25 protein-coding genes and 1 pseudogene are annotated in these 25,967 nt (G+C 53.6%); 12 read left to right on the top strand and 14 right to left on the bottom strand.

Annotated elements, in window-relative coordinates:
- Positions 1–311: 311 nt before the first annotated feature.
- The 3 genes from gmhB to glyQ are packed head-to-tail and all read right to left on the bottom strand — an operon-like array spanning position 312 to position 3,955.
- Positions 312–863: a D-glycero-beta-D-manno-heptose 1,7-bisphosphate 7-phosphatase gene (gmhB, locus tag ACCI49_RS01980; protein WP_371837290.1), complete on the bottom strand. Its 552-nt coding sequence runs from the start codon at positions 861–863 to the stop codon at positions 312–314.
- A 54-nt stretch (positions 864–917) separates the two neighbouring features.
- Positions 918–2,999: a glycine--tRNA ligase subunit beta gene (gene glyS, locus ACCI49_RS01975; RefSeq protein WP_371837289.1), complete on the bottom strand. Its 2,082-nt coding sequence runs from the start codon at positions 2,997–2,999 to the stop codon at positions 918–920.
- Positions 2,999–3,955, bottom strand: coding sequence for a glycine--tRNA ligase subunit alpha (glyQ, locus tag ACCI49_RS01970; protein ID WP_371837288.1), 957 nt, complete (start codon positions 3,953–3,955; stop codon positions 2,999–3,001). The genes glyS and glyQ overlap by 1 nt, the downstream gene beginning before the upstream one ends.
- 160 nt (positions 3,956–4,115) lie before the next feature.
- Between glyQ and ACCI49_RS01965 the strand changes: the two genes are divergently transcribed.
- Positions 4,116–5,003 (top strand): lysophospholipid acyltransferase family protein, encoded by an 888-nt coding sequence (locus ACCI49_RS01965; protein WP_371837287.1) that lies wholly within the window; start codon positions 4,116–4,118, stop codon positions 5,001–5,003.
- A 45-nt stretch (positions 5,004–5,048) separates the two neighbouring features.
- Here the strand turns inward: ACCI49_RS01965 and ACCI49_RS01960 are convergent, their stop codons facing one another.
- From ACCI49_RS01960 to def, 9 genes are all read right to left on the bottom strand, one after another.
- Positions 5,049–6,236 carry an ABC transporter permease gene (locus ACCI49_RS01960; protein WP_371837286.1) on the bottom strand — a complete coding sequence of 396 codons (1,188 nt, stop codon included), beginning with the start codon at positions 6,234–6,236 and terminating at the stop codon, positions 5,049–5,051.
- A gap of 76 nt (positions 6,237–6,312) precedes the next feature.
- Entirely contained in the window at positions 6,313–7,473 is a 1,161-nt protein-coding gene (locus tag ACCI49_RS01955; protein WP_371837285.1) for an ABC transporter permease, read from the bottom strand.
- Positions 7,470–8,165, bottom strand: coding sequence for an ABC transporter ATP-binding protein (locus tag ACCI49_RS01950; protein ID WP_371837284.1), 696 nt, complete (start codon positions 8,163–8,165; stop codon positions 7,470–7,472). The genes ACCI49_RS01955 and ACCI49_RS01950 overlap by 4 nt, the downstream gene beginning before the upstream one ends.
- Positions 8,166–8,216: 51 nt before the next feature.
- Positions 8,217–9,239 (bottom strand): efflux RND transporter periplasmic adaptor subunit, encoded by a 1,023-nt coding sequence (locus ACCI49_RS01945; RefSeq protein ID WP_371837283.1) that lies wholly within the window; start codon positions 9,237–9,239, stop codon positions 8,217–8,219.
- Between the two features lie 98 nt (positions 9,240–9,337).
- On the bottom strand, positions 9,338–10,789 hold the full coding sequence (locus tag ACCI49_RS01940; RefSeq protein ID WP_371837282.1) for a TrkH family potassium uptake protein: 1,452 nt from the start codon (positions 10,787–10,789) through the stop codon (positions 9,338–9,340).
- Between the two features lie 85 nt (positions 10,790–10,874).
- A complete protein-coding gene (gene trkA / locus ACCI49_RS01935; RefSeq protein ID WP_371837281.1) occupies positions 10,875–12,260 on the bottom strand; it encodes a Trk system potassium transporter TrkA in 1,386 nt (461 codons plus the stop codon).
- A 30-nt stretch (positions 12,261–12,290) separates the two neighbouring features.
- Complete coding sequence (gene rsmB / locus ACCI49_RS01930; RefSeq protein WP_371837280.1) at positions 12,291–13,598, bottom strand: 16S rRNA (cytosine(967)-C(5))-methyltransferase RsmB; 1,308 nt, start codon at positions 13,596–13,598, stop codon at positions 12,291–12,293.
- Positions 13,599–13,600: 2 nt separating this feature from the next.
- The gene (gene fmt, locus ACCI49_RS01925) at positions 13,601–14,548 is read right to left on the bottom strand and encodes a methionyl-tRNA formyltransferase (RefSeq protein ID WP_371837279.1); all 948 of its coding nucleotides are present in this window, start codon (positions 14,546–14,548) and stop codon (positions 13,601–13,603) included.
- Between the two features lie 62 nt (positions 14,549–14,610).
- Positions 14,611–15,117 carry a peptide deformylase gene (def, locus tag ACCI49_RS01920; RefSeq protein ID WP_371837278.1) on the bottom strand — a complete coding sequence of 169 codons (507 nt, stop codon included), beginning with the start codon at positions 15,115–15,117 and terminating at the stop codon, positions 14,611–14,613.
- A gap of 183 nt (positions 15,118–15,300) precedes the next feature.
- Between def and ACCI49_RS01915 the strand changes: the two genes are divergently transcribed.
- From ACCI49_RS01915 to ACCI49_RS01875, 9 genes and pseudogenes are all read left to right on the top strand, one after another.
- Positions 15,301–16,371: a LysM peptidoglycan-binding domain-containing protein gene (locus tag ACCI49_RS01915; protein WP_371837277.1), complete on the top strand. Its 1,071-nt coding sequence runs from the start codon at positions 15,301–15,303 to the stop codon at positions 16,369–16,371.
- Between the two features lie 84 nt (positions 16,372–16,455).
- Positions 16,456–17,589 (top strand): DNA-processing protein DprA, encoded by a 1,134-nt coding sequence (gene dprA / locus ACCI49_RS01910; RefSeq protein ID WP_371837276.1) that lies wholly within the window; start codon positions 16,456–16,458, stop codon positions 17,587–17,589.
- A 243-nt stretch (positions 17,590–17,832) separates the two neighbouring features.
- Positions 17,833–18,345 (top strand): 5-(carboxyamino)imidazole ribonucleotide mutase, encoded by a 513-nt coding sequence (purE, locus tag ACCI49_RS01905; protein WP_371837275.1) that lies wholly within the window; start codon positions 17,833–17,835, stop codon positions 18,343–18,345.
- A gap of 16 nt (positions 18,346–18,361) precedes the next feature.
- Complete coding sequence (tsaC, locus tag ACCI49_RS01900; RefSeq protein WP_371837274.1) at positions 18,362–18,928, top strand: L-threonylcarbamoyladenylate synthase type 1 TsaC; 567 nt, start codon at positions 18,362–18,364, stop codon at positions 18,926–18,928.
- Between the two features lie 29 nt (positions 18,929–18,957).
- Positions 18,958–19,863, top strand: a complete 906-nt coding sequence (gene hemF, locus ACCI49_RS01895; protein WP_371837273.1) for an oxygen-dependent coproporphyrinogen oxidase — start codon at positions 18,958–18,960, stop codon at positions 19,861–19,863.
- 30 nt (positions 19,864–19,893) lie between these two features.
- On the top strand, positions 19,894–20,343 hold the full coding sequence (locus tag ACCI49_RS01890) for a DUF6841 family protein (protein ID WP_371837272.1): 450 nt from the start codon (positions 19,894–19,896) through the stop codon (positions 20,341–20,343).
- A complete protein-coding gene (aroE, locus tag ACCI49_RS01885; protein ID WP_371837271.1) occupies positions 20,340–21,170 on the top strand; it encodes a shikimate dehydrogenase in 831 nt (276 codons plus the stop codon). Before ACCI49_RS01890 ends, aroE begins: the two co-directional genes overlap by 4 nt.
- A gap of 12 nt (positions 21,171–21,182) precedes the next feature.
- Positions 21,183–21,584, top strand: coding sequence for a hypothetical protein (locus tag ACCI49_RS01880; protein ID WP_371837270.1), 402 nt, complete (start codon positions 21,183–21,185; stop codon positions 21,582–21,584).
- A gap of 692 nt (positions 21,585–22,276) precedes the next feature.
- Positions 22,277–22,654: pseudogene (locus ACCI49_RS01875) on the top strand (TonB-dependent receptor plug domain-containing protein); the annotation flags it as partial.
- Here ACCI49_RS01875 and ACCI49_RS01870 read toward each other — a convergent pair.
- Both ACCI49_RS01870 and ACCI49_RS01865 read right to left on the bottom strand, forming a co-directional pair.
- Entirely contained in the window at positions 22,639–22,851 is a 213-nt protein-coding gene (locus ACCI49_RS01870) for a hypothetical protein (protein WP_371837269.1), read from the bottom strand. The pseudogene ACCI49_RS01875 and the gene ACCI49_RS01870 overlap by 16 nt on opposite strands.
- Before the next feature lie 109 nt (positions 22,852–22,960).
- A complete protein-coding gene (locus ACCI49_RS01865) occupies positions 22,961–23,524 on the bottom strand; it encodes a gamma carbonic anhydrase family protein (protein WP_371837268.1) in 564 nt (187 codons plus the stop codon).
- A gap of 65 nt (positions 23,525–23,589) precedes the next feature.
- Between ACCI49_RS01865 and ACCI49_RS01860 the strand changes: the two genes are divergently transcribed.
- Together ACCI49_RS01860 and ACCI49_RS01855 are read left to right on the top strand one after the other, a co-directional pair.
- Positions 23,590–25,638 carry a M3 family metallopeptidase gene (locus ACCI49_RS01860; RefSeq protein ID WP_371837267.1) on the top strand — a complete coding sequence of 683 codons (2,049 nt, stop codon included), beginning with the start codon at positions 23,590–23,592 and terminating at the stop codon, positions 25,636–25,638.
- Between the two features lie 36 nt (positions 25,639–25,674).
- Complete coding sequence (locus ACCI49_RS01855) at positions 25,675–25,953, top strand: YheV family putative zinc ribbon protein (protein WP_371837266.1); 279 nt, start codon at positions 25,675–25,677, stop codon at positions 25,951–25,953.
- Positions 25,954–25,967 lie beyond the last annotated feature (14 nt).

Below are 25,967 nucleotides of genomic sequence, written 5' to 3'. Positions count from 1 at the left end.
AATAATTTTCGCTAGTTATAAATTTATAAAAAAATTTTATAAATAAAGGGATGAGAAATTATAGTTTTTCAAACTACGCCCAATTTCTGCCTTGCCGATCAATCCAGAAACCAAGATAGATAAGCCCACCCTGCGATAAGCTTTTAAAGGAAAATGCCGCCTAACTCAATAAACTAGCGCCAGAATTAACCATTAGTAAAATTTAAATGTAAAGCAAATGGATAAACGACAGCTTGGACATTTAAGTCCAACAGGTTAATTTCTATTTTTTATCTTGTAGTGAAAAAAAGAGAGAGTGGCTGTATTAATAATTATTTGTTTAAAAAAAATTCAGAGAATTGAGTTAGATCGCCGAATACTGCAGTATCGCTGAGGCGACGGTCAGGATTCTGGATTAATGCCTGTAAAGTTTCTTTGCCTTTGCCTGTTTGTACCAACACAGGTTTACAGCCTTTTTCCAGAGCCAGTTGTAAGTCCGTTAGCTTGTCGCCAATCAGATAGCAACCGTGCAGGCTGGTATCGAATTCCGCCTCTATAGCATCGAGTAGGCCCGCCAGGGGCTTTCGGCAACGGCAATTGTCCTCAGGGCCGTGGGGGCAGTAAAAGATAGCAGCGATCTCGCCGCCGGCGTCTTCCACCAGATTTCGCATTTTGGCGTGCATCGCCTCCAGGTCATCCAGGTCAAATTGGCCCAAGGCCAGGCCGCTCTGGCTGGTTGCAATGACCAGTTGGTGGCCGGCCTGACTGAGCGCAGCCAGCGCCTCAATACTGCCGGGCAGAGGCTGCCACTCGTCTGCCGATTTCACGAAATAGTTGGGGTTTTGGTTGATCACTCCGTCGCGGCCGAAAATGATAATTGCCATATGCGTCTCCCTGTATCGTTGAACCGGGGCTCGGTGCCCCGGTTCAATTCGCCATTACTTGGCAGGAACCAACAGGGAAATGTCGGCAACTTCGAGGAACAGTGCGCGCAGCTGGGCCAATAGGGCCAGGCGGTTATTGCGCAGTTGTTCGTTGTCGCTCATCACCATTACGTGGTCGAAGAAGTTGTCCACGGTCTCGCGAAGACCTGCCAAGCCGGCGAGGCCTTCGGCGAAGAGCGCATCTTGATACAGCGGCTCCACCTCAGAACGGGCAACTTGTACCGCAGCGAATAGGGCCTTCTCTGCCTCCTCCTGTAACAATGCCTCATCGACATTGCTCGGCACGGCGGATTCCAGTTTGGCAAGGATATTCGAGACGCGCTTGTTGGCTGCTGCCAGGGCGCCAGACTCAGGCAGCTGGCTGAAGGCGTTTACCGCATGCACGCGGTTGTCGATATCCAACGGGCGAGACAGCTTGCGCGCGGCAACCGACATAAATACCTCGGCGGCAATACCCTGGTCCTCGTAGCGGGCTCGGAAGCGCTCCAGCACATATTGCAGGGTCTGCTCTACCACCTTGTCGTACTCCCCCAGGGCGGTGCGCGGGTAATTATCGCGGGCCAGTTCCAGGAGCTCGCGCAGGTCCAGGTCGAGACGCTTTTCCACCAGGATACGGATAATGCCCAGGCTGGCACGGCGCAGGGCGAATGGATCGCGGGAGCCACTGGGAGGCTGGCCGATACCAAAGATACCCACCAAGGTATCCAGACGATCTGCGAGGGCGATGACAGTGCCGGTTTCGCTGGCGGGCAGCTCGTCTCCGGCAAACTTGGGCATGTACTGCTCGTACATAGCCTTGGCCACATTTAATGGCTCGCCGTCGTTTTCCGCATAGTAGTAGCCGGCGATACCCTGCATATCGGCAAACTCGAACACCATCTCGGTAACCAGGTCCGACTTACACAGGCGGCCGGCGCGCTCGGCCCAGTCGCCGTTACTGCCGGTTTTCTCGGCGATGGTGCGCGCCAGGGCGGACACCCGCTCAGTCTTGTCGTAGACGCTGCCCAGGTGTTGCTGGAAGACGATTTGGCGCAATTTTTCGCGGCGCGATTCCAGGCTGGTCTTCTTGTCAGTTTCGAAGAAGAAGGCGGCATCGGCCAGGCGCGGGCGGATTACGCGCTCGTTGCCGTGGATAACCTGGGCGGCATCCTGGCTTTCGATATTGGATACAGTGATAAAGAAAGGTAGCAGCTGGCCGTCTTCATCTACCACGTGAAAATACTTCTGGTGCTCCTTCATGGAGGAGATCAGGGCCTCAGCGGGCACATCAAGGAAGCGCTCTTCGAATCGGCCAGTGAGGGCTACAGGCCACTCCACCAGCGCAGTCACTTCGTCGAGCAGCTCATCGTCGATTACCGCTTCACCGTTAACGTTATTGGCCTCGGCGATGACCTGAGCGCGAATGGCTTCGCGGCGCTCGGCGAAGTCGGCCATTACGTAGCCGGGCTCACGCAGTACTTGTGCATAGTCGTGGGCGGAGTGGATTTCCAGCTCACGGTTACAGTGGAAGCGATGACCACGGCTGGTGTTACCGGCCTTTAAGCCGAGTACTTCTCCATCCACCACTTTGTTGCCGAACAGCATGACCAACCAGTGCACCGGACGCACAAATTCCTCGCGGCGCGCACCCCAGCGCATACGCTTGGGGATGGGCAACTGAGCCAGTGCTTTCTCAACGGTGCCCGCCAACAGGGATTCAGTTTCAGCACCTTTCTGTTCGCTGAAAAAAGCCAGGCGCTCCCCTTTATCGGTCTCTTTCCGTCCCAGCTGTTCAACGGTTACGCCGTTGCTGCGGGCGAAACCCTCTGCGGCTTTGCTGGGCTTGCCCTCTTTGTCGAAGGCGGCTTTGAGGGCCGGGCCCAGCTTTTCAATTTGCTTGTCCTGTTGTTTGTCCGCCAAGCCGAAAACCGCCACTGCCAGGCGGCGGGGAGCCGCGTAGGCTTTTACTTCGCCAAATGACAACTCGGCGCCTTTGAGGCCTTGGGTAATACCTTCGGCGAAAGCGCTCATCAATTTGTGTAACGCCTTGGGTGGCAGCTCTTCGGTGCCCAGCTCTACCAGAAAATCCTGAGCCATTACTGCTTCTCCTCTTGCTCGATGTTTTCCGCCAGAATATCCGCACGCAGTGTCTCATCCGCCAGCGGGAAGCCTAAGGCGCGGCGCGCATCGTAGTAGGCTTGGGCTACCGCGCGGGCCAGGGAGCGCACGCGCAGAATATAGCGTTGGCGCTCGGTGACCGAGATGGCGTGGCGCGCGTCCAGCAAGTTGAAGGCGTGGGAGGCTTTCATCACCTGCTCATAAGCGGGCAGTGGTAAGCCCAGCTCGATCAGGCGTGTACTCTCACGCTCGCAGTGATCGAAGGTAGCGAACAGGAACTCCACATCGGCGTGTTCGAAGTTGTAGTGGGACATCTCCACTTCGTTTTGGTGGAAAACATCGCCGTAGGTAACGGGGCTGCCGTCCGGGTTGCGGGTCCACACCAGGTCGTAGATGGACTCGACACCCTGCAGGTACATAGCGATACGTTCGAGTCCGTAGGTAATCTCACCAGTAACCGGGTAGCACTCTAGGCCGCCCACCTGCTGGAAGTAGGTAAACTGGGTTACCTCCATTCCATTCAGCCAAACTTCCCAGCCGAGGCCCCAGGCACCCAGGGTTGGGGATTCCCAGTTGTCCTCGACAAAACGGATATCGTGGATAGCCGGATCCACGCCCATGGCGCGTAGGCTGTCGAGGTACAATTCCTGAATATTGTCTGGGGACGGCTTCATCACTACCTGATATTGGTAGTAGTGCTGCAGACGGTTGGGGTTCTCTCCATAGCGGCCATCGGTGGGGCGGCGGCAGGGCTGTACATAAGCCGCATTCCAGCTTTCTGGCCCTATGGCGCGTAGGAAGGTGGCCGGATGAAAGGTGCCAGCACCCACTTCCATATCCAGAGGCTGTAGAATGACGCACCCTTGGCGCGCCCAATAATCCTGAAGGGCAAAAATAAGCCCCTGAAAGGTACTGAGATCGTATTGCTTGGACACCGCTATCTCCGGATCAGTATCTGCTGTGGGCAAAGGGACGCAATTATAGCGGTAGCGGCTGTCGCGCTTAAAGCGTTGTGACCTCGCCGCATGATTTGAATCGCCATACTTGGCATTAGGGCCGCCTGACGGCGCCAATTTTGTATAGGAAGTAGTTACTTTGGATATTAAGGGGCACTTGGTTGCAGGTGCACTGAAACTGATGGGCAGGTTACCGCTGTCCTGGTCGCGGCGCCTGGGGCGTATCGCAGGCAAGCTGGCTGTTCTGCTGCGTAGCGAGGGCTTGCGTCTGAGTAGAATCAACCTGGCACTGTGTTACCCGGCGATGAATCCCAAGCAGCGGGAGAGGCTGGCACGGGAAAGTGTAGTGAATACCGCCATCACCGGTTTCGAAATAGCCAGTATTTGGCATCACCCCTGGGCCACCAATGAAAAAGCCATATTGCAGGTCCGCAATCAACACCTGTTATTCCAAGGGGAAGGGGACGGTTACGGTACGCTAGTATTGATGCCGCACACGGGCAACTGGGAAATTTTTGGCATGTACCTGGCTGCCATGGGGCCCTCCATGGCCTTGTACCAACCACCGAAAATTGCCGAGTTGGACCCGGTGATTCGCGGTGGCCGCGAAAAGACAGGAGCAAAAATGGTACCTACCAATATTCACGGTGTGCGTTCATTGCTCAAGTGTTTGAAAGCAGGTCATGTGGCCATGGTATTGCCGGATCAGGAACCGGATATGGGCGGTGACTTTGCCCCTTTTTTCGGGCGCCCAGCATTGACTATGACTCTCGCTCACAATCTGCTGCAACGCACTAAATGCCATGTGGTTTTCGGCTTCGGTAAGCGCGTAGAGGGAGGGTTTGAGTTGGTTTTCCTCCCGGCAGAGAATGCAATTCACAGTGAGGAACAGAAGGTTTCCCTGGCGGCGATGAATCGCGGTGTGGAAGCTTGTATTGCCCAGGCACCGGAGCAGTATCAGTGGGAGTACAAACGCTTCCGCAAACAGCCGGAGGGTAAAAGTAAAATTTACCGTAAGAAAAAATAGGGCCGCCTCGTGGCAGCCCTTTTCTGATTCAATACAGTCTCGGTTTTAAGTTGCGTGGCGAAAGGCCACTATGACCGGCATACGTGCCGCGCGCCAGGCGGGAAAAAAGCCGCTGACGAAGCCGATGACCAGTGCAAGTATGGCACCTTGCAGGAATAGGTCTGGGGACATCTCGAAACTGAACACCACCTGGGTAAAGCTACCCCCCAGGGTAGAAGTGTTGAGTCCATCGAAGAAGATAAATGCCGCCAACGAGCCCAACAGTCCGCCTGTCACTGCCAGTACCATGGCTTCGGCAATCGTACCGCAGAAGGCGGAGAAGTTACTGAAGCCGAGCGCACGCAGAGTGGCAATTTCCTTAGCGCGATCCGCCACCGAGGTGTACATGGTATTGAGCGCACCTGCGAGTGCGCCGAGAGCCATCACCGCGCTGATAATCCAACCGAAAGTGGCGATGTACTGTAATTGCTTGCCCTGGCTGGCGAAATACTCTTGTTCGGTTTGGATATCCAAGTTCAGGCGAGGTTCCCGCTCAATAGTTTCTTTCAGAGGCCCCAAGTCACCGTCATTTTCCAACTTCGCCCGGATCGACTGATAGCTGTTACCGCGGTTGTAATGACTCTGGATAATTTTGATATCTGCCCACAATTCACTTTCAAAAATATTTCCGCCAGTGGAAAACACACCAACTACAGTCCACAGATTTTTGCCAAAACGCACTTCCTTACCAATTTCAAAGCCATCAAACTCCCTGAGCACCCCTTGCCCAACTACCATTTCATTAGTGCCAGGAGTAAACATACGGCCCTCTACCAAACGCATATTGGTACGCATATTCATGCCGGTTTTATTGAGACCTCGTAAAGGAATATTGGCCTCGGTACCGGTAGATTTCTTGATGCCATCAACAATTACATAGAGCTCCGGCGAAATCAGCGGGCCACTGCTGTCGTGTGTGATCCCCTCAGACTCTCCAATCAGGTTGACTTGCTCTTGCTGGATGACTGAATTGATCTCGCTCGAGGAGCTTTTACGCATCAGGATAGCGATTTGACTAGAGCCAGCTCCGCGCATGGTTTCCTCAAAGCCCTTGGCCATGGCGAGAAACGCCAGCAATATTGCTACCACTACAGCCGAGGCTAATACCATGGCCAGCGACATCCACAAGCGCCGGCGCAAGCTGCCCAGGTTCATCAGGGTGACCGAAACTATTTGTGCAATTAGAGAACCCATTCTTTTTCCTCCATACAGGAGCTTGTTGCGATACCCAATTGCAAGAGGGTCACAACAGGGTTGAATTTCAGACGCTTCACTGTTGACGGTTAAATGCCGTGACGATATTTAGCCGCAAGGCGTTAAACGCAGGCAGTAGTCCGGTAATTATGCCAAGCAGTAACATAAAAATCAGAGCTTCTAAGGCAATATGACTGTCGAGAACTAGATTCGGGAGAAATCTTGCGAAAAAACTCTTTGTGCCTTCCAATAGCATCCAGGCGGCCGCCAAGCCAGAAAGCCCGCCGATTAATGCGATTAATATCGACTCGGACAATACCATACGAAAAATACGTGGGCTGGAAAAGCCCAGGGTTTTCAGTACAGCAATCTCTCCCGTGCGTTCACGAATAGCCAGGGCCATAGTATTGCCAACCACTACCAAAATGGTGAAAAAAGCGGTAAACACCACGGAGAAAATAATCAGGCCAATATTGCCTATTTGCTCAATAAAGGCTTTATTAAAAGCTTTCTCGGTGCTGGTGTCGGTCTCATTTTGAGAGTTGGCAAAATTGTCATCGATAGTTTTCGCAACTTTTTCATTCAGGCCCGGATCATCGGTGGTAAGTGCCATCCAGCCTATCCAGTTATCACCAAATGTTTGGGTTTCTATAAAGTACTTGTAATGAAATACCATATGTCGTGTATCGTATTGCTCAGTATTTCCCCTAAAGATTCCTGAAACTACCAACTCCCAAGTATTGCCTCCATCTCTATGGGAAAAAATTGTGGAGGAAATAGGGATTCTATCGCCAACTTTCCACCCATTAATTTGCGCGAGTTTTTCACCGACCAGGGCACCCTGGCGATTATTAAACCAAGCTTGTTTTTGTTGGTCATCTATGATGATTTCTTCGTAGACGCGCAAATAAGTCTGCGGATCTACAGCAAATGAAGCAATTTGATTGCTCGGTTCCTGATAGAAACCACCGAACCAATTAAGATGGGTAATATCTTTGACTCCCTCAAAGTTAGCTGCTTTTTGGTAGTAGGAGAGAGGTAAGGATTGGGTAAAGTTAATCCGGTTAAAAACTACCAGGCGATTATCTGCAGAAAGATTTATGGTGGAATTTAACGCATATTGCAAACTGGTAACCGCGCCAAAAATCAGGAAGGCAATAAATATTGCGAAACAGGTGAGGAACAACCTCAAAGGCTTCCTCGTCATGTTTTTATAAATTAAATAGAGATCGTTCATGCCACAATTTCCCTCTGCACAAATTGTCCCTTATCGAGATGCAGAGTGCGCTTTGCGTATTTGGCTGCGGCAGGGTCATGGGTCACCATAACAATAGTTTTGCCGTGATCCCGGTTGAGCAGCTGCAGCATTTCCAGAATTTCATCGGCGGTCGCGCGATCCAGATCACCAGTGGGTTCGTCACAGAGTATCAGTTTTGGATCGGATACTATGGCCCGGGCAATGGCGACCCGTTGCTGCTGGCCACCGGACATTTCGCTGGACATATGCTTGGCGCGGTCACTCAACCCCACTAAAGCAAGGGCGGTCTCTACATTTTTACGGCGCTGGGCCTTAGACAGTTTGGTCAGTAGCAGCGGTAATTCCACATTACGCTGAGCGTTTAACATAGGCATCAGATTATAGAACTGGAAAATAAAGCCGATATTTTCCGCTCGCCAGCGAGTCAGGGCACTTTCACTGAGGAAATCAATACGCTTGCCATCAAACCAAACCTCGCCGCCACTGGGTTGGTCAACACCGCCAAGCATATTCAGTAGGGTGGTTTTGCCGGACCCGGATGGCCCCATAATGGCGACAAAATCCCCACGTGCAATTGTCATATTGAGGTCGTCAAAAATAGAAATTTTTTCCTTACCTTTGACAAAATTTTTGCTGATATTTTTTAATTGAAACAACACATCTTCTGACATCTCCAAATTCCTCTTATAAGAATAAGCTCATTGATGCTGTAGTCTGTGCCGCTAGAGAGAAGCCTCCTCTTCGGCGAGAAATCCCACTTTTATCCCCATATCCGGCAGAATACGCGGATCTTTATTATCAATACTGATTCGTACACGCACAGTGGCCTTGGCACGATCGGCAGTTGGAATAATGGCGACCACTGTGGCTGGAATATCCCACTCAGGATAGGCATCGAGGTTGGCACTGACTTTTTGTCCGGCGGAAACCCGGCCGATAAAAGCTTCGTTAACATCCACCTCTATTTCCAGGGAGTTCATATCCACAATGGTGCAGATACCGGTGCGGGTAAAGCCGCCGCCGGCGGAACTGGGTGCGACAATCTCGCCGGGTTGCGCATTTTTTTGGGTGACTATGCCAGCGAAGGGGGCGCGGATAATATGATCCTCCAGTCGCTCTCGCTGACGCTCGGCTTCCAGTTTGGCCACTTCTATATTAGCGCGTGCACTCTTCAGATCTGCCTTCAGGCTTTCCACGCTGGACTCACTCTGGGTCAGCTGCGCTTTGCTGGAATAATTTTTATCACGCAACCCGGCAAAGCGTCGGTACTGCCGTTCCGCCTCCTTGAGCCGGGCATGAATACTGGCTTCCTGTGCTTGCAATACCTGGATTTGTGCCTGGGCAAAATCCAGGCTCACTCGCGCCTTGGCATCGTCCAGACGCGCCAAGACCTGTCCTTGTTGTACCTGCATGCCCTCTTCCACATCCACGGTACTGATCAGGCCCATGACTTCAGCGGAAACGGTGGCCATACGGCGGGCGGTGATATAACCAGAGGCGTTGAGCACGGTCTCAGCACGCTCGCTGGTGACGGCAACAGGTGTTGTAATGGACACTACCTGCTCAGGCTCGACAGTGGGTTGATCGTCGGCCATCAGGGTGGCACCGGTAAAACCGATAACCACACCGGCGATGGTACCAATAGAGGCCGCCAATAGGGTTTTACGAGGCGTTGAAGGTGTTTCGGAAACCGTATCCCGGTCAATTTTTAACTGACCGAGCAGCTCACTGGTGTTTCTGCTCATACAGCCATGTTCTTATTGGTTACTTCCTGTAGAAGACAACTTTGACAGAAACTAAAAAATATTGCTATTCGATATCGTTACTAGGAACAACTGGTACTTTAGTGGCGCCAAAATGCCGGGGTAAGCAATACAAGCAGAGTGAAAATTTCCAGGCGTCCCATCAGCATAGCCAGTATCAGGAACCACTTGGCCACTTCATTGACTGCGCCATAATGGGAGGCCGCATCTCCCAGGGCCGGGCCGATATTGCTGAGGCAGGATGCGACGGTGGTAACTGCGGTGACAAAATCCTCGCCGGTAGCGATCACAATAATGGAGAGAATAAAAAACGACAGTACATAGACGGCGAAAAATCCCCATACCGCGTCTGTTATCCGGTTCGGCACAATCTTGCGGTTAATCTTAATCGGGATTACCGCGTTGGCGTGCACAAGTCGGTTTAGCTCGCGCAGGCCGGATTTCAAAATCAACATACCGCGCACTACCTTGATACCACCGGAGGTGGAGCCGGCACAGGCACCCAGAATACCCAGCAGCAATAGCGCATAAGGTAGAAATACGGGCCATGCAGAAAAATTCTCAGAGGCGAAGCCCGCGGTAGTGCTGATGGAAACTACTTGGAAAAAACCATGTAAAAGGCTGTTGCCGGGGGAGAAAATATTTAATATCCACAGGTAGCAGCTGATCAGCAGTCCAGCGCCAAGAATTAGCATTACGTAGAAACGAAATTCGGAATCGCGCCAGTAGTGCTTGATGGTTTTATTGCGGAAAGCGTAAAAATGCAGTCCGAAGTTGATCGCCGCAGTGAACATAAACAAGATGCAGATCACCATAATCGCACGGTTGTGCGCGTAGAAGCCCATACTGGCATCGTGCGTAGAGAAACCGCCGTTGGCCACGGTTGAAAAAGCATGACCAACGGCGTCGAAAACGGTCATGCCGGCCCACCAGTAACCGATACCACACAGGATAGTGAGGATCACATAAATCACGATCAACGCTCGCGCCGTCTCGGCGATACGCGGTGTTAATTTGGTGTCTTTCACCGGTCCGGGAATTTCCGCTTTGTAGAGCTGCATGCCACCAATACCGAGCATGGGCAAGATCGCCAGCGCGATTACAATTACGCCAATACCGCCAAACCACTGTAGTTGTTGACGGTAGTAAAGGATCGCCGGAGGCAGAGAGTCCAAGCCGGTAATTACCGTAGCACCGGTGGTGGTGAGTCCCGAGATGGATTCAAATATGGAGTCGGTAATACTTAAATCCGGTTGGGGACTGATAATAAAGGGTAGGGCGCCGAAGCTACCGAGAATCAACCAGAACAGCGAAGTCACCACAAAGCCGTCGCGGGTGCGCAGATCCTGGCGCAGGTCATGCACGGGCAGCCACATAAACAGGCCAGTAATCAGAGTAATTGCAAAAGCGGCGACAAAGGCGCTGTGTGTGTCGTCGTCATACCATAAGGATACGGCGATCGGCGGCAGCAGCGTCAGGCTGAACACCGTCAGGAGAATTCCAAAAACTCGCGCAATTACCGCAATTCGCATTGGCGCCTATCAGCCTGTTATCTGAAGTTACTTTATCTGGACGGCGGAGATAGTGATCGCCGGAGTTATAAATAAGATCTAGATTTTAAAAAAAGCCGAAACCCACTTGGAACAGCTGTTCAACATGGCGTGTCTGGCGGCGATCCACCAGGAATACAATCACGTGATCGTCACTCTGCACAACTACATCGTCATGGGCCATCAATACTTCGCTGCCATTTTCTGTCTCGCGCACAATAGCGCCGATAGACGCTCCCTCGGGCAAATCGATATCCTCGATCTTTTTTCCTACTACCTTGGAGGTGCGTTCGTCACCGTGTGCCACGACTTCGATAGCCTCGGCAGCGCCGCGGCGCAGGGAGTGTACATTGACCATATCTCCACGACGCACATGGGTAAGCAGGCTGCCAATGGTGTTTTGCTGCGGGGAAATTGCAATATCAATCTCGCCGCCCTGCACCAAGTCGACATAAGCTCGGTTGTTGATCAGGGTCATGACTTTACGCGCACCCAGGCGCTTGGCCAGCAGCGATGACATGATATTAGCCTCGTCATCGTTAGTGAGTGCGAGGAACACATCGGTGTCCTCGATATTTTCCTCTAAAAGTAATTCCTGATCAGAGGCGCTGCCGTGCAGGACAATGGTGTGGGAAAGTTCTTCGGATAAAAATACGCAGCGCTCGTGACTCCGCTCAATAATCTTGACCGAGTAGCGGTTCTCCAGCTTGTTGGCGAGACGCAGACCGATATTGCCGCCACCGGCGATTATCACCCGTTTATAGCCGTGCTCGAGGCGGCGCAACTCGCTCATCACTGCGCGGATATCGGCACGTGCAGCGATAAAAAATACCTCGTCTCCGGCTTCGATAACGGTATCGCCCTGGGGAATAATAGGGCGATTGCGCCGGTAGATGGCCGCCACGCGGGTGTCCACCTTGGGCATATGCTCGCGCAGATAGCGCAATTGATGCCCTACCAGAGGGCCGCCCTGTACCGCCAGTACGGTGACCAGCTGAACACGCCCGTCGGCGAAATCCAGTACCTGTAGGGCGCCAGGGTGTTCCATCAGGCGTGCAATATATTCCGATACCAGTTGTTCGGGGCTAATCAGGACATCGATGGGAATGGCTTGATTATCGAACAGTTCGGGGTATTGCAGGTAAGAGGAGGCACGTACCCGCGCGATTTTGGTGGGTACGCGGAACAACGAGTGGGCAATTTGGCAGGCTGCCATATTAGTTTCATCGTTGTTGGTTACCGCCACCAGGATATCGGCATCCTCGATACCTGCTTCCATCAATACATCCGGGTGCGAGGCATGGCCTATCACCACGAAAATATCGATACGATCTCGCAATTCACGCAGGGTTTTCTCGTCGCTGTCGACCAGGACAATATCATTGCGCTCGGAGGCCAGGGCCTCAGCCAGTGAGCCGCCCACCTGGCCGGCACCGAGAATGACAATTTTCATATCGGTTGAGACTCGCAGCTCGCGCCGCTGTTATTCGGCTTTGCTCAGCAGAGCGTAGTAGAAACCGTCACCGCCACCGGTCTGAGGTAACCTTTGCATACCCACAGGCTGTTTTTCTCCCCAGGACTTGCCGTCTAGCAGTTCGGGAGTATTGTCGCTCGCATCCTCGGTCTCCGCAATGAAGGTAGCGACAACTTCACTGTTTTCAGCGGGTAACACTGAGCAGGTGGCGTAAACCAGGCTGCCACCGGGTTTCAGCAGTGTCCAGGTGGCACGCAATATTTCACCCTGCAGTTGGGACAGTTCGTGAATATCCTCGTCGCGTCGCAATAGCTTGATGTCCGGGTTGCGACGGATGACACCAGTGGCGGAGCAGGGTGCGTCAAGCAGGATGCGATCATATTGTTGGCCATCCCACCAGGCCTCGGGTGCGGCTGCATCAGCGCAGATCAATTGCGCACTCAGTCCGCAACGGTCGAGGTTTTCCTGCACACGATCAAGACGATTTTCCTCGATATCCAATGCGCTTAATTCGATGGCAGGTTGTTCTTCCAGCAGATGGCAGCTCTTGCCGCCTGGTGCCGCGCAGGCGTCCAGTACTCGTTCGCCTGCCTGTGGAGCCAGCAGCAAGGCTGCCAGCTGTGCAGATTCATCCTGCACACTCACCAACCCTTTGGTGAAGCCCGGCAGGGCGTCCACCGCTACCGGTTTGATCAGAGTGATGCCGACCGGCGATATGGCACAGGGTTCGGCGGACAGGCCTGTTTCATTAAGTTGCTGCAAGTAGCCCGCACGGGAAATCCTGGAGGTGTTTACCCTCAGGGTCATGGGCGGATTGGCGTTATTGGCGCGAAAAACCTCTGACGCCTGATGTGGCCAGGCGGCCTTGATGCGCTGCTGCAGCCACGCTGGGTGTATGGAGCTGAACTGGGGGTTACCGGATAGTTTACGCTGCAATTGCTCGCTATTGCGCAGGGCATTGCGCAATACACCATTAATGACACCGGTGGCTCGATCGAGGCCGAGACTGCGCGCGGCATTTACTGTAGCGGAAATGGCGGCATGATCGGGGATGCGCATATATTCCAGCTGATACAGGCCCAGCAAAATCAGTGCACTTACCAGAGTATCGCCGGGTTTCTTGCGCAGTAATTTAGCTGCAATGAGTTGCAGGCGCGGTGCGTAGCGTGCGCTGCCATAGCAGAGCTCACGCAATAGGGCGCGGTCGCGTTTTTCAACCTTATCCTCGGCTTTTGGTAACAATCGCGCCAGCGATCCCTGTTCTTCTAACAGGGAAGTGACAACTCGAGCCGCCTCCGCGCGTACATCTCTACTCATGGCTATCCCAGTTGTGTATCGGGCGCGAACTGCTCCCGGTAACCTTTTAAAATTTCGGTAGCGGGCAGCGCCTTTTTACCGGGCAGCTGCAGCAGTTGCAGACGTAGTGCCTCACGGCCACAGGCGACGAGAATACCCTCATCGTCACTGGCGATAATCTTGCCCGGACTGTAGTTATGGCAGCCGTGCTCTAAGGCGGCGCCGTAGATACGTAGGCGCTGTTCGCCCTTTTTATCCTTATAGGTGGTCCAGCATACCGGGAAGGGGTTGAATGCGCGGATCTGTCGCTGTAACTCCTCTGCGGGGCGCTGCCAATCGATGCGTGCCTCTTCTTTACTGATTTTGTTGGCGTAATTCGCCAATGCGTTATCTTGCCTTTGTGGCCGGGCGCTTCCATCGGCCATCTGTGCCAGGGCTTCAATCAGTGCCGGGCCGCCAAGCTCAGCCAACTTGTCGTGCAGGCTGCCACCAGTATCCGCTTCGGTAATGGTACAGCGGCGCTCTACCAGTACAGGGCCAGTATCCAGACCGGCCTCCATTTGCATAATGGCTACACCGCTCTCATGATCCCCAGCTTCCACGGCGCGTTGTATGGGGGCGGCCCCGCGCCAGCGTGGTAATAGCGAGGCGTGAACGTTGACGCAGCCGAATCGCGGTGTATCAAGTATTACCTGGGGCAGGATCAGACCGTAAGCCACGACCACCATAATATCTGCACTCAGCGCTGCCAGTTCTTCCTGGGCTTTGGTATCGCGCAGGCTCAGGGGTTGGAATACCGGGATATTGTGGGAGAGTGCCAGTTGCTTGACTGGACTGCCCAGTAATTTTTTACCGCGGCCTGCGGGCCTGTCTGGCTGGGTGTAAACGGCAATAATATTGTGCTCGCTGTTGAGCAGGGCTTGCAGGTGCACGGCGGCAAAATCCGGCGTGCCGGCGAAGATAATATTCACTGGCTGGCTCTCAGATTGGGTGTGGAGGGCGCGCCGGGGGTAACGGCGGCCGATTTTCTACATCAGGCGCGTCGGCGCTGGGATTTTTCCAGCTTGGAGCGAATGCGGTTGCGCTTGAGTGGAGAGATGTAATCCACGAATAGCTTGCCATCCAGATGGTCGATTTCGTGCTGGATACACACAGCCAGCAATCCCTCAGCCTCAAGGGCGAAAGGTTCGCCATTGCGATCCAGGGCTTTTATGCGCACTTTACGCGGGCGCTCCACGGTTTCGTAGAAACCTGGGACCGACAGGCAGCCTTCGTCGTACTGGTGGATTTCTTCATCCAGCACTTCAATCTCCGGATTAATAAAGGCAAGGGGTTCACTGCCGTCCTCGGAGATATCTATCACCACAACGCGTTCCTGTACATTGACCTGAATAGCGGCCAAACCTATGCCGGGAGCGTCGTACATGGTTTCGAACATATCGTCCAGCAGCTGGCGATGCGCATCGGTCACTTCAGCGACGGGTTTAGCGACTTCGCGCAGACGCGGATCGGGAAATTCCAGTATCTCGAGTTTAGCCATAACACCTGTGACAAACTTCTAGTATTCGTTGAACGTGCGCTGATAACATTATGATCGCGCTCAATATTTACCGAGTGGACCCCTGATTTTCGCTGGCGCCTGGCGCCCGGGTCCGGCCACTCTCCACCAAGAGGGTGGCCCGGCGCTGAGAATTATAGCGATAAAGAGCATAGGAATGCTTCCATGAAAAAAATAATCCTGGCCGCTGTCTCAATGTTGGCGGTTGCCCTTGGCACCGAAGCGCAGGATCAGGTACGCCTGAACCCCAGCCATCCGGATGCCTATGTCGTACAAAAGGGCGATACCCTCTGGGACATCTCCAGCGAATTCCTGGTACAGCCTTGGTATTGGCCAGAGATCTGGCAGGTGAATCCGCAAGTGGAGAATCCACATCTGATTTTTCCTGGCGATAGCCTGCGCTTGGTGTATGTGGATGGCCAACCACAACTACAGCTGCAGCGTGGCCCAAGATCGTACCAACTGTCGCCGGGGCTAAGCGGTAACCGCCTGGCACCGCAGATCCGCCGCGAAGCTGTCGAAGATGCGATCCCAGCGATTCCCCTGGATGCCATCAACGCTTTCCTGTCGCGCACCCGCATCGTTGAGCCCAACGCTTTTGAAGGTACGCCTTATGTGGTGTCAGGTTCTGACAACCATATCTTAATGGGTGCTGGCGATACTATTTACGCCCGCGGTGAATTCGAGGCTCCCCTGGCCTCTTATGGCCTCTATCGCCCCGGCCCGGTTTACGTCGATCCCGTTAGTAATGAAACCCTCGGTCGCCAGGCGCTGGGTGTCGGTGAGGTTGACCTGCTACAGCTGGACCCCGATAGCCTGCCCGGTTTTTCGGTTGCCACTTTAGGCGTGGCCAATACAGCCCGTGAGATTCGCCTGGAAGACCGCCTGATGCCGGTAGAGGAGCGCTCCATCGATGCCTTATTCCACCCTAGTGCGCCAGCTGTGCCTGTAAATGGCCTGATTGTGGGGGTGGATGAAGGTGTTACTCAGATTGGCAAGTTTGATGTGGTGATCCTTAACCTGGGAGATCGCGATGGCATAGTGCCGGGCAATGTCATGGCTGTGTATAAGCGCGGCTCCACGGTACGCGATCGCCTTGCCGGTGACAGTGTGAAGTTGCCTGATGAACGTGCCGGAGAGATGATGGTTTTCCGCACTTTTGAGAAAATGAGCTTGGCACTTATTCTCGATGCGGAGCGCCCCCTTGTGGTAATGGATCTGGTGCGTAACCCTTAAGAGTTTTGCCCTTTTAGTGCTGCGGCGGACCTTGCTGTTTGGGCCGCCGCTCAGTAACGAAAACAGAAATATGGTGAGCCGCACATGGATGCGTTAACCGCCAGCATGGCTTTATTGCGCCTTGAGGGGATTGGCCCCGCCCGCTATTGGCAACTAATTGAGCACTTCGCTTGCCCTGTGCGGGCGCTTCAGCAATTTCCCCAAACACTGTTACTCAAGCTACCTGACCGGGCCCAGTCCCAGTGGCGGGAATTTGCTCGCCTGGAGGCGCAGAGTGCCCTGCTCGGCTGGGTTGAGGAGGAGCACGCCCGCTGCGCGGAGAGCGGGGTACAGCTTCTATATTGTAGCGATACTGACTACCCAGCCCTGCTCAAAGAGATTTCCCGGCCTCCTCCGATTCTCTATCTTCGCGGTAGAAGAGAGAGTCTCAGTTTGCCCCAGGTCGCAATTGTGGGTGCGCGCAGGGCCACTGTTGCCGGCCTGGATAACGCCCGCTCCTTTGCTGCGGAGTTGGCCCGGGCAGGCTTCGCCATTACTTCCGGGCTCGCATTGGGCGTCGATGCAGCGGCGCATCAGGGGGCTCTACAGGAGGAGGGTGCCACCATTGCGGTATTGGGTAGCGGTGTGGATCGCCTTTATCCAAGGCGTAACCAAGCCCTCGCCGGGCAGATTGTGGATCGCGGCGGGGCGATTATTAGTGAGTTGCCTCTTGGTAGTGGTGCTGAAGCTAAAAACTTCCCGCGTCGCAATCGTATTATCAGTGGGCTCTCCATGGGGGTGCTATTAGTGGAGGCGGCACTGCGTTCCGGATCCCTAATCACAGCGCGCCTTGCTTTGGAGCAAAATCGCGAAGTATTTGCAATTCCTGGTTCAATTCACAATCCCATGGCTAAAGGCTGTCATCATTTAATCAGAGAAGGGGCGACATTGGTGGAAACCAGTGGAGATGTGGCTTTACAGCTGGGTGGCTTGTTGGCCGAGCCCACGGCAGATATTACCGAACAAGAAGTGCCCCTGAACCAGCACCAGCAGTTTCTTTTAAATATGTTGGCGGGCGGTCCCCGCAATATTGAGCAATTGGCGCGGGATACGGGGGAAAGTTCGGGTGAATTAATAGCCCTGCTGATGCAAATGGAACTGGAGGGTTTACTAGAGCAACTTCCCGGCGGTTATCAGCTGACATCCCGGGGAGCAGCCTATTGTACCCAGACAGCCTGATTTTTTGCTTCAGGGGTTTACTGCTTACCTTTTGAGCGGATCTATTGCAGCGGGTCAATCTATATTTTTGTTTTGAGGTGGTGTCGCGTTGGGCGTTATGTCACGCAAACTGAGAGTTTTCCTTCCCGCTTTTGGGCTTTAGCTGCATCTGGGAGCTGGGTAATGCGGTTACACCTTGTACCCAGCTGCGCAATCGGCTAGATTGCCGCGCTTCCCCCCGCTTCGACAGTAAAGAGAGTTGAAATGAGCAAGCCTTTTGTAGCAATCCTGATGGGATCTGACTCCGATCTGCCAGTCATGGAAGCCGCCTTTGGTGTTTTGGAGAAGTTTGACATTCCTTTTGAGGTGAAAGTCACTTCCGCCCACCGTACGCCAGAAGCCACCCACAACTATGTAACTGACGCCGACAAGCGTGGCTGCGCCGCCTTTATTTGTGCCGCAGGCATGGCCGCACACTTAGCGGGCGCTGTATCCGCTACTACCCTGAAGCCGGTGATTGGTGTGCCGATTAACGCTTCCCTGGATGGCCTGGATGCCCTGCTGTCCACCGTACAAATGCCCGGTGGAATTCCTGTGGCTACTGTGGCGATCGGCAAAGCCGGTGCCAAGAACGCCGCCTATCTGGCCGCCCAGATTATCGGCTCCTCCGATGCAGAAATGCACCAGAAGCTGGTAGATGAGCGCCGCGCCAATGCCGAAGCGATTATCGCTAAGGATGAGCAGCTGCAAAAAGATCTACAGCAGCGTAAAGCCTAGTAACGGCAAAGTTGCTATGTCGTATTCATCGCTCGCTGTAAAACAGGCCGCCCGTGCCCTGGCGGCGGGCGGTGTTATTGCCCACCCCACCGAGTCGGTTTGGGGACTCGCCTGTGACCCAAACAACTTGCAGGCGGTAAGGCGTTTGTTGCAACTAAAGAGCCGACCGCTGGAAAAGGGGTTGATCCTGGTTTCCGGTGAGGAAGAGAGCTTTAGTGAACTGCTCGAGAGTCTTAACGAAGAGCAGCGCCAGCAACTGAGTGATACTTGGCCTGGCCCCGTCACTTGGCTGGTCCCCCATTTGAACCGCGTACCCTACTGGGTTTGTGGTGCCCATTCGTCAGTGGCCTTGCGCTGCACTGACCACTCATTCACTGCAGCATTAACACGCACCTTTGGCGGTGCTATTGTATCCACATCCGCCAATCCAGCGGGGTGCCAGCCCGCTCGACATAAGTATCAGGTGCTGCGTTACTTCGGCGATGCGCTGGATTTTGTCGGTGGGGGTTCCACCGGTGGCCGTAGTGCGCCCAGCGAGATCCGCGACCTGCTCAGCGGAAGGTTGATGCGTCCGGGCGGTTGATTTCTGACAAGCAAAAGCAGTATTTCCCCATGAGTGATATAGATACCAAGGAAGTAAAGGCCTACTTGCTGGGCCTGCAGGATCGCATCTGCGAAGCGCTGGGTGCTGAGGATGGCCGTGAGTTCCACGAAGACGCATGGGAGAGGCCCGGCGGTGGCGGTGGAAGAACCCGCGTGCTGGAGGGCGGTAATCTGATAGAGAAGGGCGGAGTGAACTTCTCCCACGTTTTTGGTGATGGTTTGCCACCTTCAGCAACTGCTAGCCGCCCGGAGTTGGCCGGTTGTTCATTTGAGGCCATGGGTGTTTCCCTGGTGATTCACCCGCGCAACCCGTATGTACCCACCAGCCACGCCAATGTGCGCCTGTTTGTCGCCAAGAAACCCGGTGCCGAGCCTATATGGTGGTTTGGCGGAGGTTACGATCTCACGCCTTACTACGGTTTTGAAGAGGATGTTGTTCATTGGCACAGCACGGCCAAGAGGGCCTGCGAGCCATTTGGCGAGGGTGTCTATCCGCGTTTCAAACAATGGTGTGACAAGTACTTTTACTTAAAGCACCGCGATGAAGCCCGCGGTGTGGGCGGCCTGTTCTTTGATGATTTTAACGAGGGCGGTTTTGACAATGCCTTCGCGCTTATGCGCGGTGTGGGGGACAGCTATCTGGATGCCTACCTGCCTATAGTACAAAAGCGTAAAGAGACTTCTTATGGCGAGCGCGAGCGGGAGTTCCAACTGTACCGCCGCGGCCGCTACGTGGAATTTAATCTGGTATTCGATCGCGGTACTTTGTTTGGCCTGCAGAGCGGCGGGCGCACCGAGTCGATTCTGATGTCGCTGCCCTCTGTGGTGAGCTGGAAATATGATTGGCACCCCGAGCCGGGCTCCGCAGAAGAAAAGCTCTACACGAATTTCCTGCCGCATCGGGACTGGGTATAGCCAGGGGATCTGTCACTACGGAGGTTTGTCGTGCAGCAAACACGACTGGAAGGTATCAATTCACTATTTCTGGACTATCGACGTCATTTCGAAACAGGGGATGCCGAGCAGATTGCCGACTTCTACCGTTTTCCCCTGCATTACTACCGTGAAGACGGTAATAAGCTGATTATCGATCGCGGCGCTTTCGTGCAGCAGGTTGAAAAGCTGCTCAATGCTTACAGGCGTCTGGAAGTGTGTCAGATTCTCGGCACTGTCACAGAAATTATCGAGCTGAATGGCCACAGTAGCTTGGCAAGTTTGCGTTGGACCCTTTTATACAAAGGGGGTGAAGATAAGACGGTTGAGCTTTACAGCTCTCATACCCGTTACCTGATTACTGAAACGGGCCATGGCCTTAAGATAGATGGCTTGGTTATCGTTGATGAAAGCGCCAAAATTCGCGAGGCGGTGAGGGCGCGCAAGAGACCGCTACGATGAGTGATCGCTATGCAGTTGTGGGCAACCCTATAGCCCACTCCCTATCCGCACAAATTCACACCGCTTTCGCTGAGCAAACTGGCGAGGATCTTATCTATAGCAAATTGCTCGCACCACTGGATGGGTTCGCGGACAGCGTACGCACTTTTTTCAGTGAGGGCGGCTGTGGGCTCAATGTCACGGTGCCATTCAAGCTCGAAGCCCGTGACTTGGCCGACGAACTCACTGATCGCGCCGCCATCGCTGGAGCGGTGAATACCCTCATGTGCCGGAAGGATGGGCGGCTGTTAGGCGACAATACCGATGGTGCGGGACTTGTGGTTGATATTCGCGACAATCTGGACTGGCCGATTGGCAACAAGCGTGTGCTACTGCTGGGCGCCGGAGGTGCAGCACGTGGGGCTCTATTACCGCTTTTGGCGGAGCAGCCTGCCCACCTACACGTCGCTAACCGCACTGCCGCCAAAGCCGAGCAGCTGGCGGATGAATTCTCCCACTATGGCGCCTTGAGTGCGGGTGGACTGGAAGGGCTGTGCGGTAGTTTTGACCTGGTGATCAATGCCAGTTCCGCAAGCCTCGAAAATGAACTGCCCCCCCTGCCAGAACATCTTTTTACAGCGGGCGGCAAAGCCTACGATATGATGTACACAGCTGGTCCCACTCCCTTTGTACATTGGGCCCACGTCCTGGGTGTTGAGGCATCGGATGGTCTTGGGATGCTGGTGGGGCAGGCGGCCGAGTCCTTTTTTCTGTGGCGTGGTGTGCGTCCGCAGATTGCACCCGTGATGGCGCGGTTGCGACAGGAACTGAATAACAACAAGAACTAGAGGAAACAAGCTGTGCGCGATTTGGTGCGTAATCTTTCTTTGTGTTTTGCCGTGGGCTGTTTTGGCGGTCTCTGTTATGCGCTAGGCCTCTGGGCTATGGGGCACTACGGCTTTACGCAGTGGCTCGGGGTGGATCTGGCTCCCCGCCTGAGCAATGCCTATTTGTACCAACGGGTTGTGTGGGGTGGCCTTTTTGGCTTGCTGTTTTTACTGCCGTGGCGCAATGCCTGGCTGTTGCGCGGTCTGCTGCTATCACTGGTACCTGCTGGTCTGATGCTGCTGTATCTGCTGCCTCAGCGAGGTTACGATTACGGTGGGGTTGTGCTGGGTTCTATGACGCCCGTGATAATTCTTCTCGCCTGTGCCAGCGGCGCTGTCGCAGCTTCTGCGCTACGACATATGCAGGGAAAATAACGGATTGAGACAGAGAAAAGAGCGACAGCATTCGGAGATCCTCGCCCCAGCAAATGGGATATTCGAGAATTTTCATCTGATACTCAAAGAGTGGTTCGCCGTTGCTTGGTGTACCACATGCTCACTCAGTGCCTTCCACCGTCACTAGCCGAGGTAAGGGACAGGCGCACCTGGCACGGTGCGCCTGTCGATCTCCAGGTTCTCTCCGGCCTTAATCGCCTTTTGTTGCTGAGCACTACCGGCTGAAGTATTTATTTAAAAAGCCCAAGTCTCAGGATTCCGCTTGCGCCTCGATATTGCCAAGCCGTGCAAATTTCAAATGCCTTAACGTCGAAACCTGAGTAAATAATCAAACTAAAAATAACCCGTCCGCTAAGGCATTGGGGTTTCTTGTTGTTTCGGGCAAATAAATACCGATGCATAGAAATAAGAATAGAGGCCCGGGTTTGATGGCAAAGCTTTTTCACAGGCTGTTTACAAGTGTATTTCACATGGCTAATGTGTGAAGACAGCGCTGTCATCACCCTGAAGTAAGGTAATTAAGGGGGCATAAAAAGAATAACGTTCAGAGGGATTTACAGTGAACCTAGTCAAAACTAGTATCCGCGAACTGAGCGGTGGTCGAGGCCACTTTCTGCACAGTGCCCTGGCGCTCCTCACCCTGCCCAGCGTTACCGGCGCAGCCCGCCTTGGAAGAAGTTACTGTCACCGGAATCCGCGCGAGCATCACAGAATCCGTGAATGCCAAGCGCAGTGCCAACGCCATTGTTGATGCCATCACTGCCGAAGACTTGGGCAAGTTCTCGGACAAAAATGTGGCGGACTCCCTGTCCCGTATCACTGGTGTATCAGTGACCCGCGAATTTGGTGAGGGTGAAAAAATTGCTGTGCGAGGCACTTCCCCGAATCAGAATCGCACCCTGTTAAACGGCGCTGCCGTGGCCTCCGCAGATTGGTTTATTCTGGACAACCCCTCTCGAGCCTTTAACTACACGCCGCTGCCCTCGACCATAGTGTCTGCTTTTGAGGTATACAAAACGTCGGATGCGAGCATTCAGGAGGGCTCTTTATAGATTGAATTGCGGATCAACTGAGTAGGACTAACGCCAAAGCCACGCTGCATTAGCTCAGCACTGCAATTCCACCCCATTCTAGTTGGCGGATGTCTTCTAACAGCAAGTGTGTGGCTTGCCGGGCAACCCAGGTATTGGGGTGGTGCTCGGTAGTCAGTTTGTGCCAGCTCTGCCACGTCTTCGATCGCAGCCATGCAGTTTATTCCGTAGGCGTTTATTATGCGTCCGGTTTAACTGCGGGGCGAGAAGTGACAAGGCTGTCAAGTTGCTAATAGGCTGCGCGAAATTGCGTTCAAGGACAAGTTAGAAAGGCGCTGGGGTTCCCTGCATTAGGTACTGGTTTTTCAGCTTTACATAGTTTTCCGCGGAGTAGCGAAAGAAGGCTTTCTCTTGATCGGACAGTGGGCGGGCTTTCCTGCAGGGGGCGCCCACGTAGAGATAGCCACTTTCCAGGGTTTTGCCTGGCGAGACTAGCGCACCCGCCGCCAGAACTACGTCATCCCCGATCACCGCGCCATCCAGTACGATGGCACCGATACCGATTAATACCCGGCTGCCAATAGTGCAGCCATGCAGGCAGGCCTTGTGACCGATAGTGACATCTTCACCGATAGTTAGAGGCCATCCGTCAGAGTTGAAGGGGCCTGCATGGGTGATATGTAATACGGCTCCATCCTGTACACTGGTGCGCGCGCCGATCTGGATAGAATGCATGTCGCCGCGCAGAACGGCCATAGGCCACACGGAGCAATCGTCCCCGAGGGTGACGTCACCGATCACAGCCGACTGCGGATCAATATAAACACCATTTCCGATTTGCGGGACTTTTTCGCGATTAGAGTCGCTGTGGCTGCGCAATGGGGACATAAAGAAGCTCCTGTACGATGAATCCTCTATCATAGCGGTATCCTATTTCGAGCACAGGGTCTTGTATGTCCAATCCACTGCTGAATATTCCACTTCTTCCTCCGTTCGACCAATTGCAGCCCCACCAGGTTGAGCCGGCAATCTCGGAGTTGATCACAAATTGCCAGGAGCAGTTGCAGCAGGGATTAGAGAATCCCGGCTGGGAGAATACCTTGGTGCCCTTGGAGCAGGCCCAGGACCAATTGAATCGCGCCTTCTCCCCGGTGAGCCACTTAAACAGCGTATTGAGCGGAGAGTGGCGGGCACCCTATGAGGCGGCACTTGCCCAGGTCACTGCATACTGGACAGAGTTGGGCCAGAACCGCGAATTGTATGAGGTTTATCAGGAGCTGACAGCAAATCCGGCATTCAACCATTGGCCGCAGCCACGCAGGAAGTCAGTGGAGCTTGGGTTACGTGATTTTGAGTTGAGCGGAGTTGGACTGAGTGGCGAGGCACGGGAGCAATTCGCCGCTAACAGTCGGCGCCTGGCAGAGTTGTCCAGCCAATTTGCCAATAACGTGTTGGATGCCACTAATGCTTGGACTTGGCACACTGAAGATGAGTCGGAATTAGCGGGCTTACCGCAAACCGCAATGGCGGCGGCACGCAGTGCTGCACAGGGGAAAGACCTGGATGGATGGTTGATTACCTTGGAGGGGCCCAGTTACCTGGGGATCATGACTCACTCGGAAAATCGGGAGTTGCGCCGCCAGGTCCATCTGGCATTTGTCAGTCGTGCCTCAGAGGTGGGTCCTAATGCCGGTGAGTATGATAACTCTGAGGTTATGGAATCAATTTTGGCCCTGCGCGCGGAGCAGGCCAGTCTGCTGGGCATGGCCAGCTACGCAGAGCTTTCGCTGGCCAGTAAAATGGCACCGAACACTGAACGCGTGTTGGAGTTTCTCAACGATTTGGCGATAAGAGCCAAAGCGGCGGCTGAAGTGGAAATGACTGAGTTGCGGGATTTTGCCAGCAAAGAGTATGGGCTTGAAGATTTACAGCCTTGGGATATTGCTTGGGCAGCGGAAAAACTTAAACAGCAGCGTTACGCAATTAGCCAGGAAGAGCTGCGCCCTTACTTCCCCTACTCCAAGGTTGTCGATGGACTGTTTGCTGTGGTGGAACAGCTTTTCAAAATTACCGTGGAGGAAGATACTTCAGTTACTACCTGGCACGATGATGTGCAGTTCTTCTGGTTATTAAGAGATGGTAAGCGTATTGCCGGCTTCTACCTGGACGCATTTGCCAGGGAGAAAAAACGCGGTGGTGCTTGGATGGATACTGTGGCAACCCGCCGCCAAACAGAGCGGGGGGTGCAACTACCGATCGCTTATCTGGTCTGTAACTTTAGTCCGGCGGCAGGGAATATGCCGTCACTGCTTACACACTACGAAGTAACCACGCTGTTCCATGAGTTCGGCCACGGCCTGCACCATATGCTTACGCAAATTGATGTGGCAGCGGTTTCCGGCATCAACGGTGTTGCCTGGGATGCCGTGGAAATGCCCAGCCAGTTTCTGGAAAACTGGTGTTGGCAGCCAGAGGCAATAGCGATGATTTCTGCACACTTTGAAACGGATGAGCCTCTACCTCAGGAACTGTTGGATAAAATGCTTGCAGCGAAGAACTTCCAGTCCGCGATGTTCACTGTACGTCAGCTGGAATTTGCTCTATTCGATTTCCGCATACACTCTACAGAAGAACCTATGACTGCAGTTAAGATCCAACAACTGTTAGATGAAGTGCGTTCAGAGGTGACGGTGGTGCCGGTGGCCGAGGAAAATCGTTTCCAGCATGGTTTCAGCCATATTTTTGCCGGGGGCTATGCGGCTGGTTATTATAGTTATAAGTGGGCGGAGGTGCTCTCAGCCGATGCCTTTTCTCTATTCGAGGAAGAAGGTATTTTTAACCCTACTACCGGTGAGCGATTCCTGCACAGTATTTTAGAGCAAGGTGGAAGTCGCGACGCGTTGGATTTATTTATTGAATTTCGCGGACGCGAACCCAAAATCGATGCCCTGCTACGCCATTCTGGTATAGAGCAGCAGGAGCTGAATATTAGTCCGGCTTAAATATGTTTTCCTATCATGAAAGATTGAGCTGTAGTCATGATTAACACAGAAAATCCAGGCGGTGGTAAAAAAACATCAAAAAAACGTTTTATTGCAGGCGCGGTCTGTCCGCGTTGCAGTGAAATGGACAGAATAGTGAATTATCAGGAGGACGGAAAAAATTATCGGGAGTGTGTTTCCTGTGGATTTAAGGATGAAATCCGCTTGCAGTCTGGGCCATCGGAACTGTTAACCCGGGTTAATGCTGCACAAAAAAAAGGAGTCCGCGAGGAGCCAATTAAACTCATTCAATCCGAAAAAAAAAATAGAAAGTGAAGAAGATATTTTTT

The organism is Microbulbifer epialgicus, assembly GCF_041447265.1.
GTDB lineage: Bacteria > Pseudomonadota > Gammaproteobacteria > Pseudomonadales > Cellvibrionaceae > Microbulbifer > Microbulbifer epialgicus.
Note: the sequence above shows the minus strand (reverse complement) of the source record. Positions and strands in the feature narration are given on the sequence as shown.

Coding starts and splice junctions, on each gene's coding strand:
- tsaC (WP_371837274.1), top strand. CDS start 18,362: ATGTCGTATTCATCGCTCGCTGTAAAACAGGCCGCCCGTGCCCTGGCG.
- rsmB (WP_371837280.1), bottom strand. CDS start 13,598: ATGAGTAGAGATGTACGCGCGGAGGCGGCTCGAGTTGTCACTTCCCTG.
- purE (WP_371837275.1), top strand. CDS start 17,833: ATGAGCAAGCCTTTTGTAGCAATCCTGATGGGATCTGACTCCGATCTG.
- ACCI49_RS01865 (WP_371837268.1), bottom strand. CDS start 23,524: ATGTCCCCATTGCGCAGCCACAGCGACTCTAATCGCGAAAAAGTCCCG.
- glyS (WP_371837289.1), bottom strand. CDS start 2,999: ATGGCTCAGGATTTTCTGGTAGAGCTGGGCACCGAAGAGCTGCCACCC.
- ACCI49_RS01960 (WP_371837286.1), bottom strand. CDS start 6,236: ATGGGTTCTCTAATTGCACAAATAGTTTCGGTCACCCTGATGAACCTG.
- dprA (WP_371837276.1), top strand. CDS start 16,456: ATGGATGCGTTAACCGCCAGCATGGCTTTATTGCGCCTTGAGGGGATT.
- gmhB (WP_371837290.1), bottom strand. CDS start 863: ATGGCAATTATCATTTTCGGCCGCGACGGAGTGATCAACCAAAACCCC.
- ACCI49_RS01955 (WP_371837285.1), bottom strand. CDS start 7,473: ATGAACGATCTCTATTTAATTTATAAAAACATGACGAGGAAGCCTTTG.
- trkA (WP_371837281.1), bottom strand. CDS start 12,260: ATGAAAATTGTCATTCTCGGTGCCGGCCAGGTGGGCGGCTCACTGGCT.
- ACCI49_RS01950 (WP_371837284.1), bottom strand. CDS start 8,165: ATGTCAGAAGATGTGTTGTTTCAATTAAAAAATATCAGCAAAAATTTT.
- hemF (WP_371837273.1), top strand. CDS start 18,958: ATGAGTGATATAGATACCAAGGAAGTAAAGGCCTACTTGCTGGGCCTG.
- ACCI49_RS01870 (WP_371837269.1), bottom strand. CDS start 22,851: ATGGCTGCGATCGAAGACGTGGCAGAGCTGGCACAAACTGACTACCGA.
- def (WP_371837278.1), bottom strand. CDS start 15,117: ATGGCTAAACTCGAGATACTGGAATTTCCCGATCCGCGTCTGCGCGAA.
- ACCI49_RS01945 (WP_371837283.1), bottom strand. CDS start 9,239: ATGAGCAGAAACACCAGTGAGCTGCTCGGTCAGTTAAAAATTGACCGG.
- aroE (WP_371837271.1), top strand. CDS start 20,340: ATGAGTGATCGCTATGCAGTTGTGGGCAACCCTATAGCCCACTCCCTA.
- ACCI49_RS01860 (WP_371837267.1), top strand. CDS start 23,590: ATGTCCAATCCACTGCTGAATATTCCACTTCTTCCTCCGTTCGACCAA.
- ACCI49_RS01940 (WP_371837282.1), bottom strand. CDS start 10,789: ATGCGAATTGCGGTAATTGCGCGAGTTTTTGGAATTCTCCTGACGGTG.
- ACCI49_RS01915 (WP_371837277.1), top strand. CDS start 15,301: ATGAAAAAAATAATCCTGGCCGCTGTCTCAATGTTGGCGGTTGCCCTT.
- ACCI49_RS01855 (WP_371837266.1), top strand. CDS start 25,675: ATGATTAACACAGAAAATCCAGGCGGTGGTAAAAAAACATCAAAAAAA.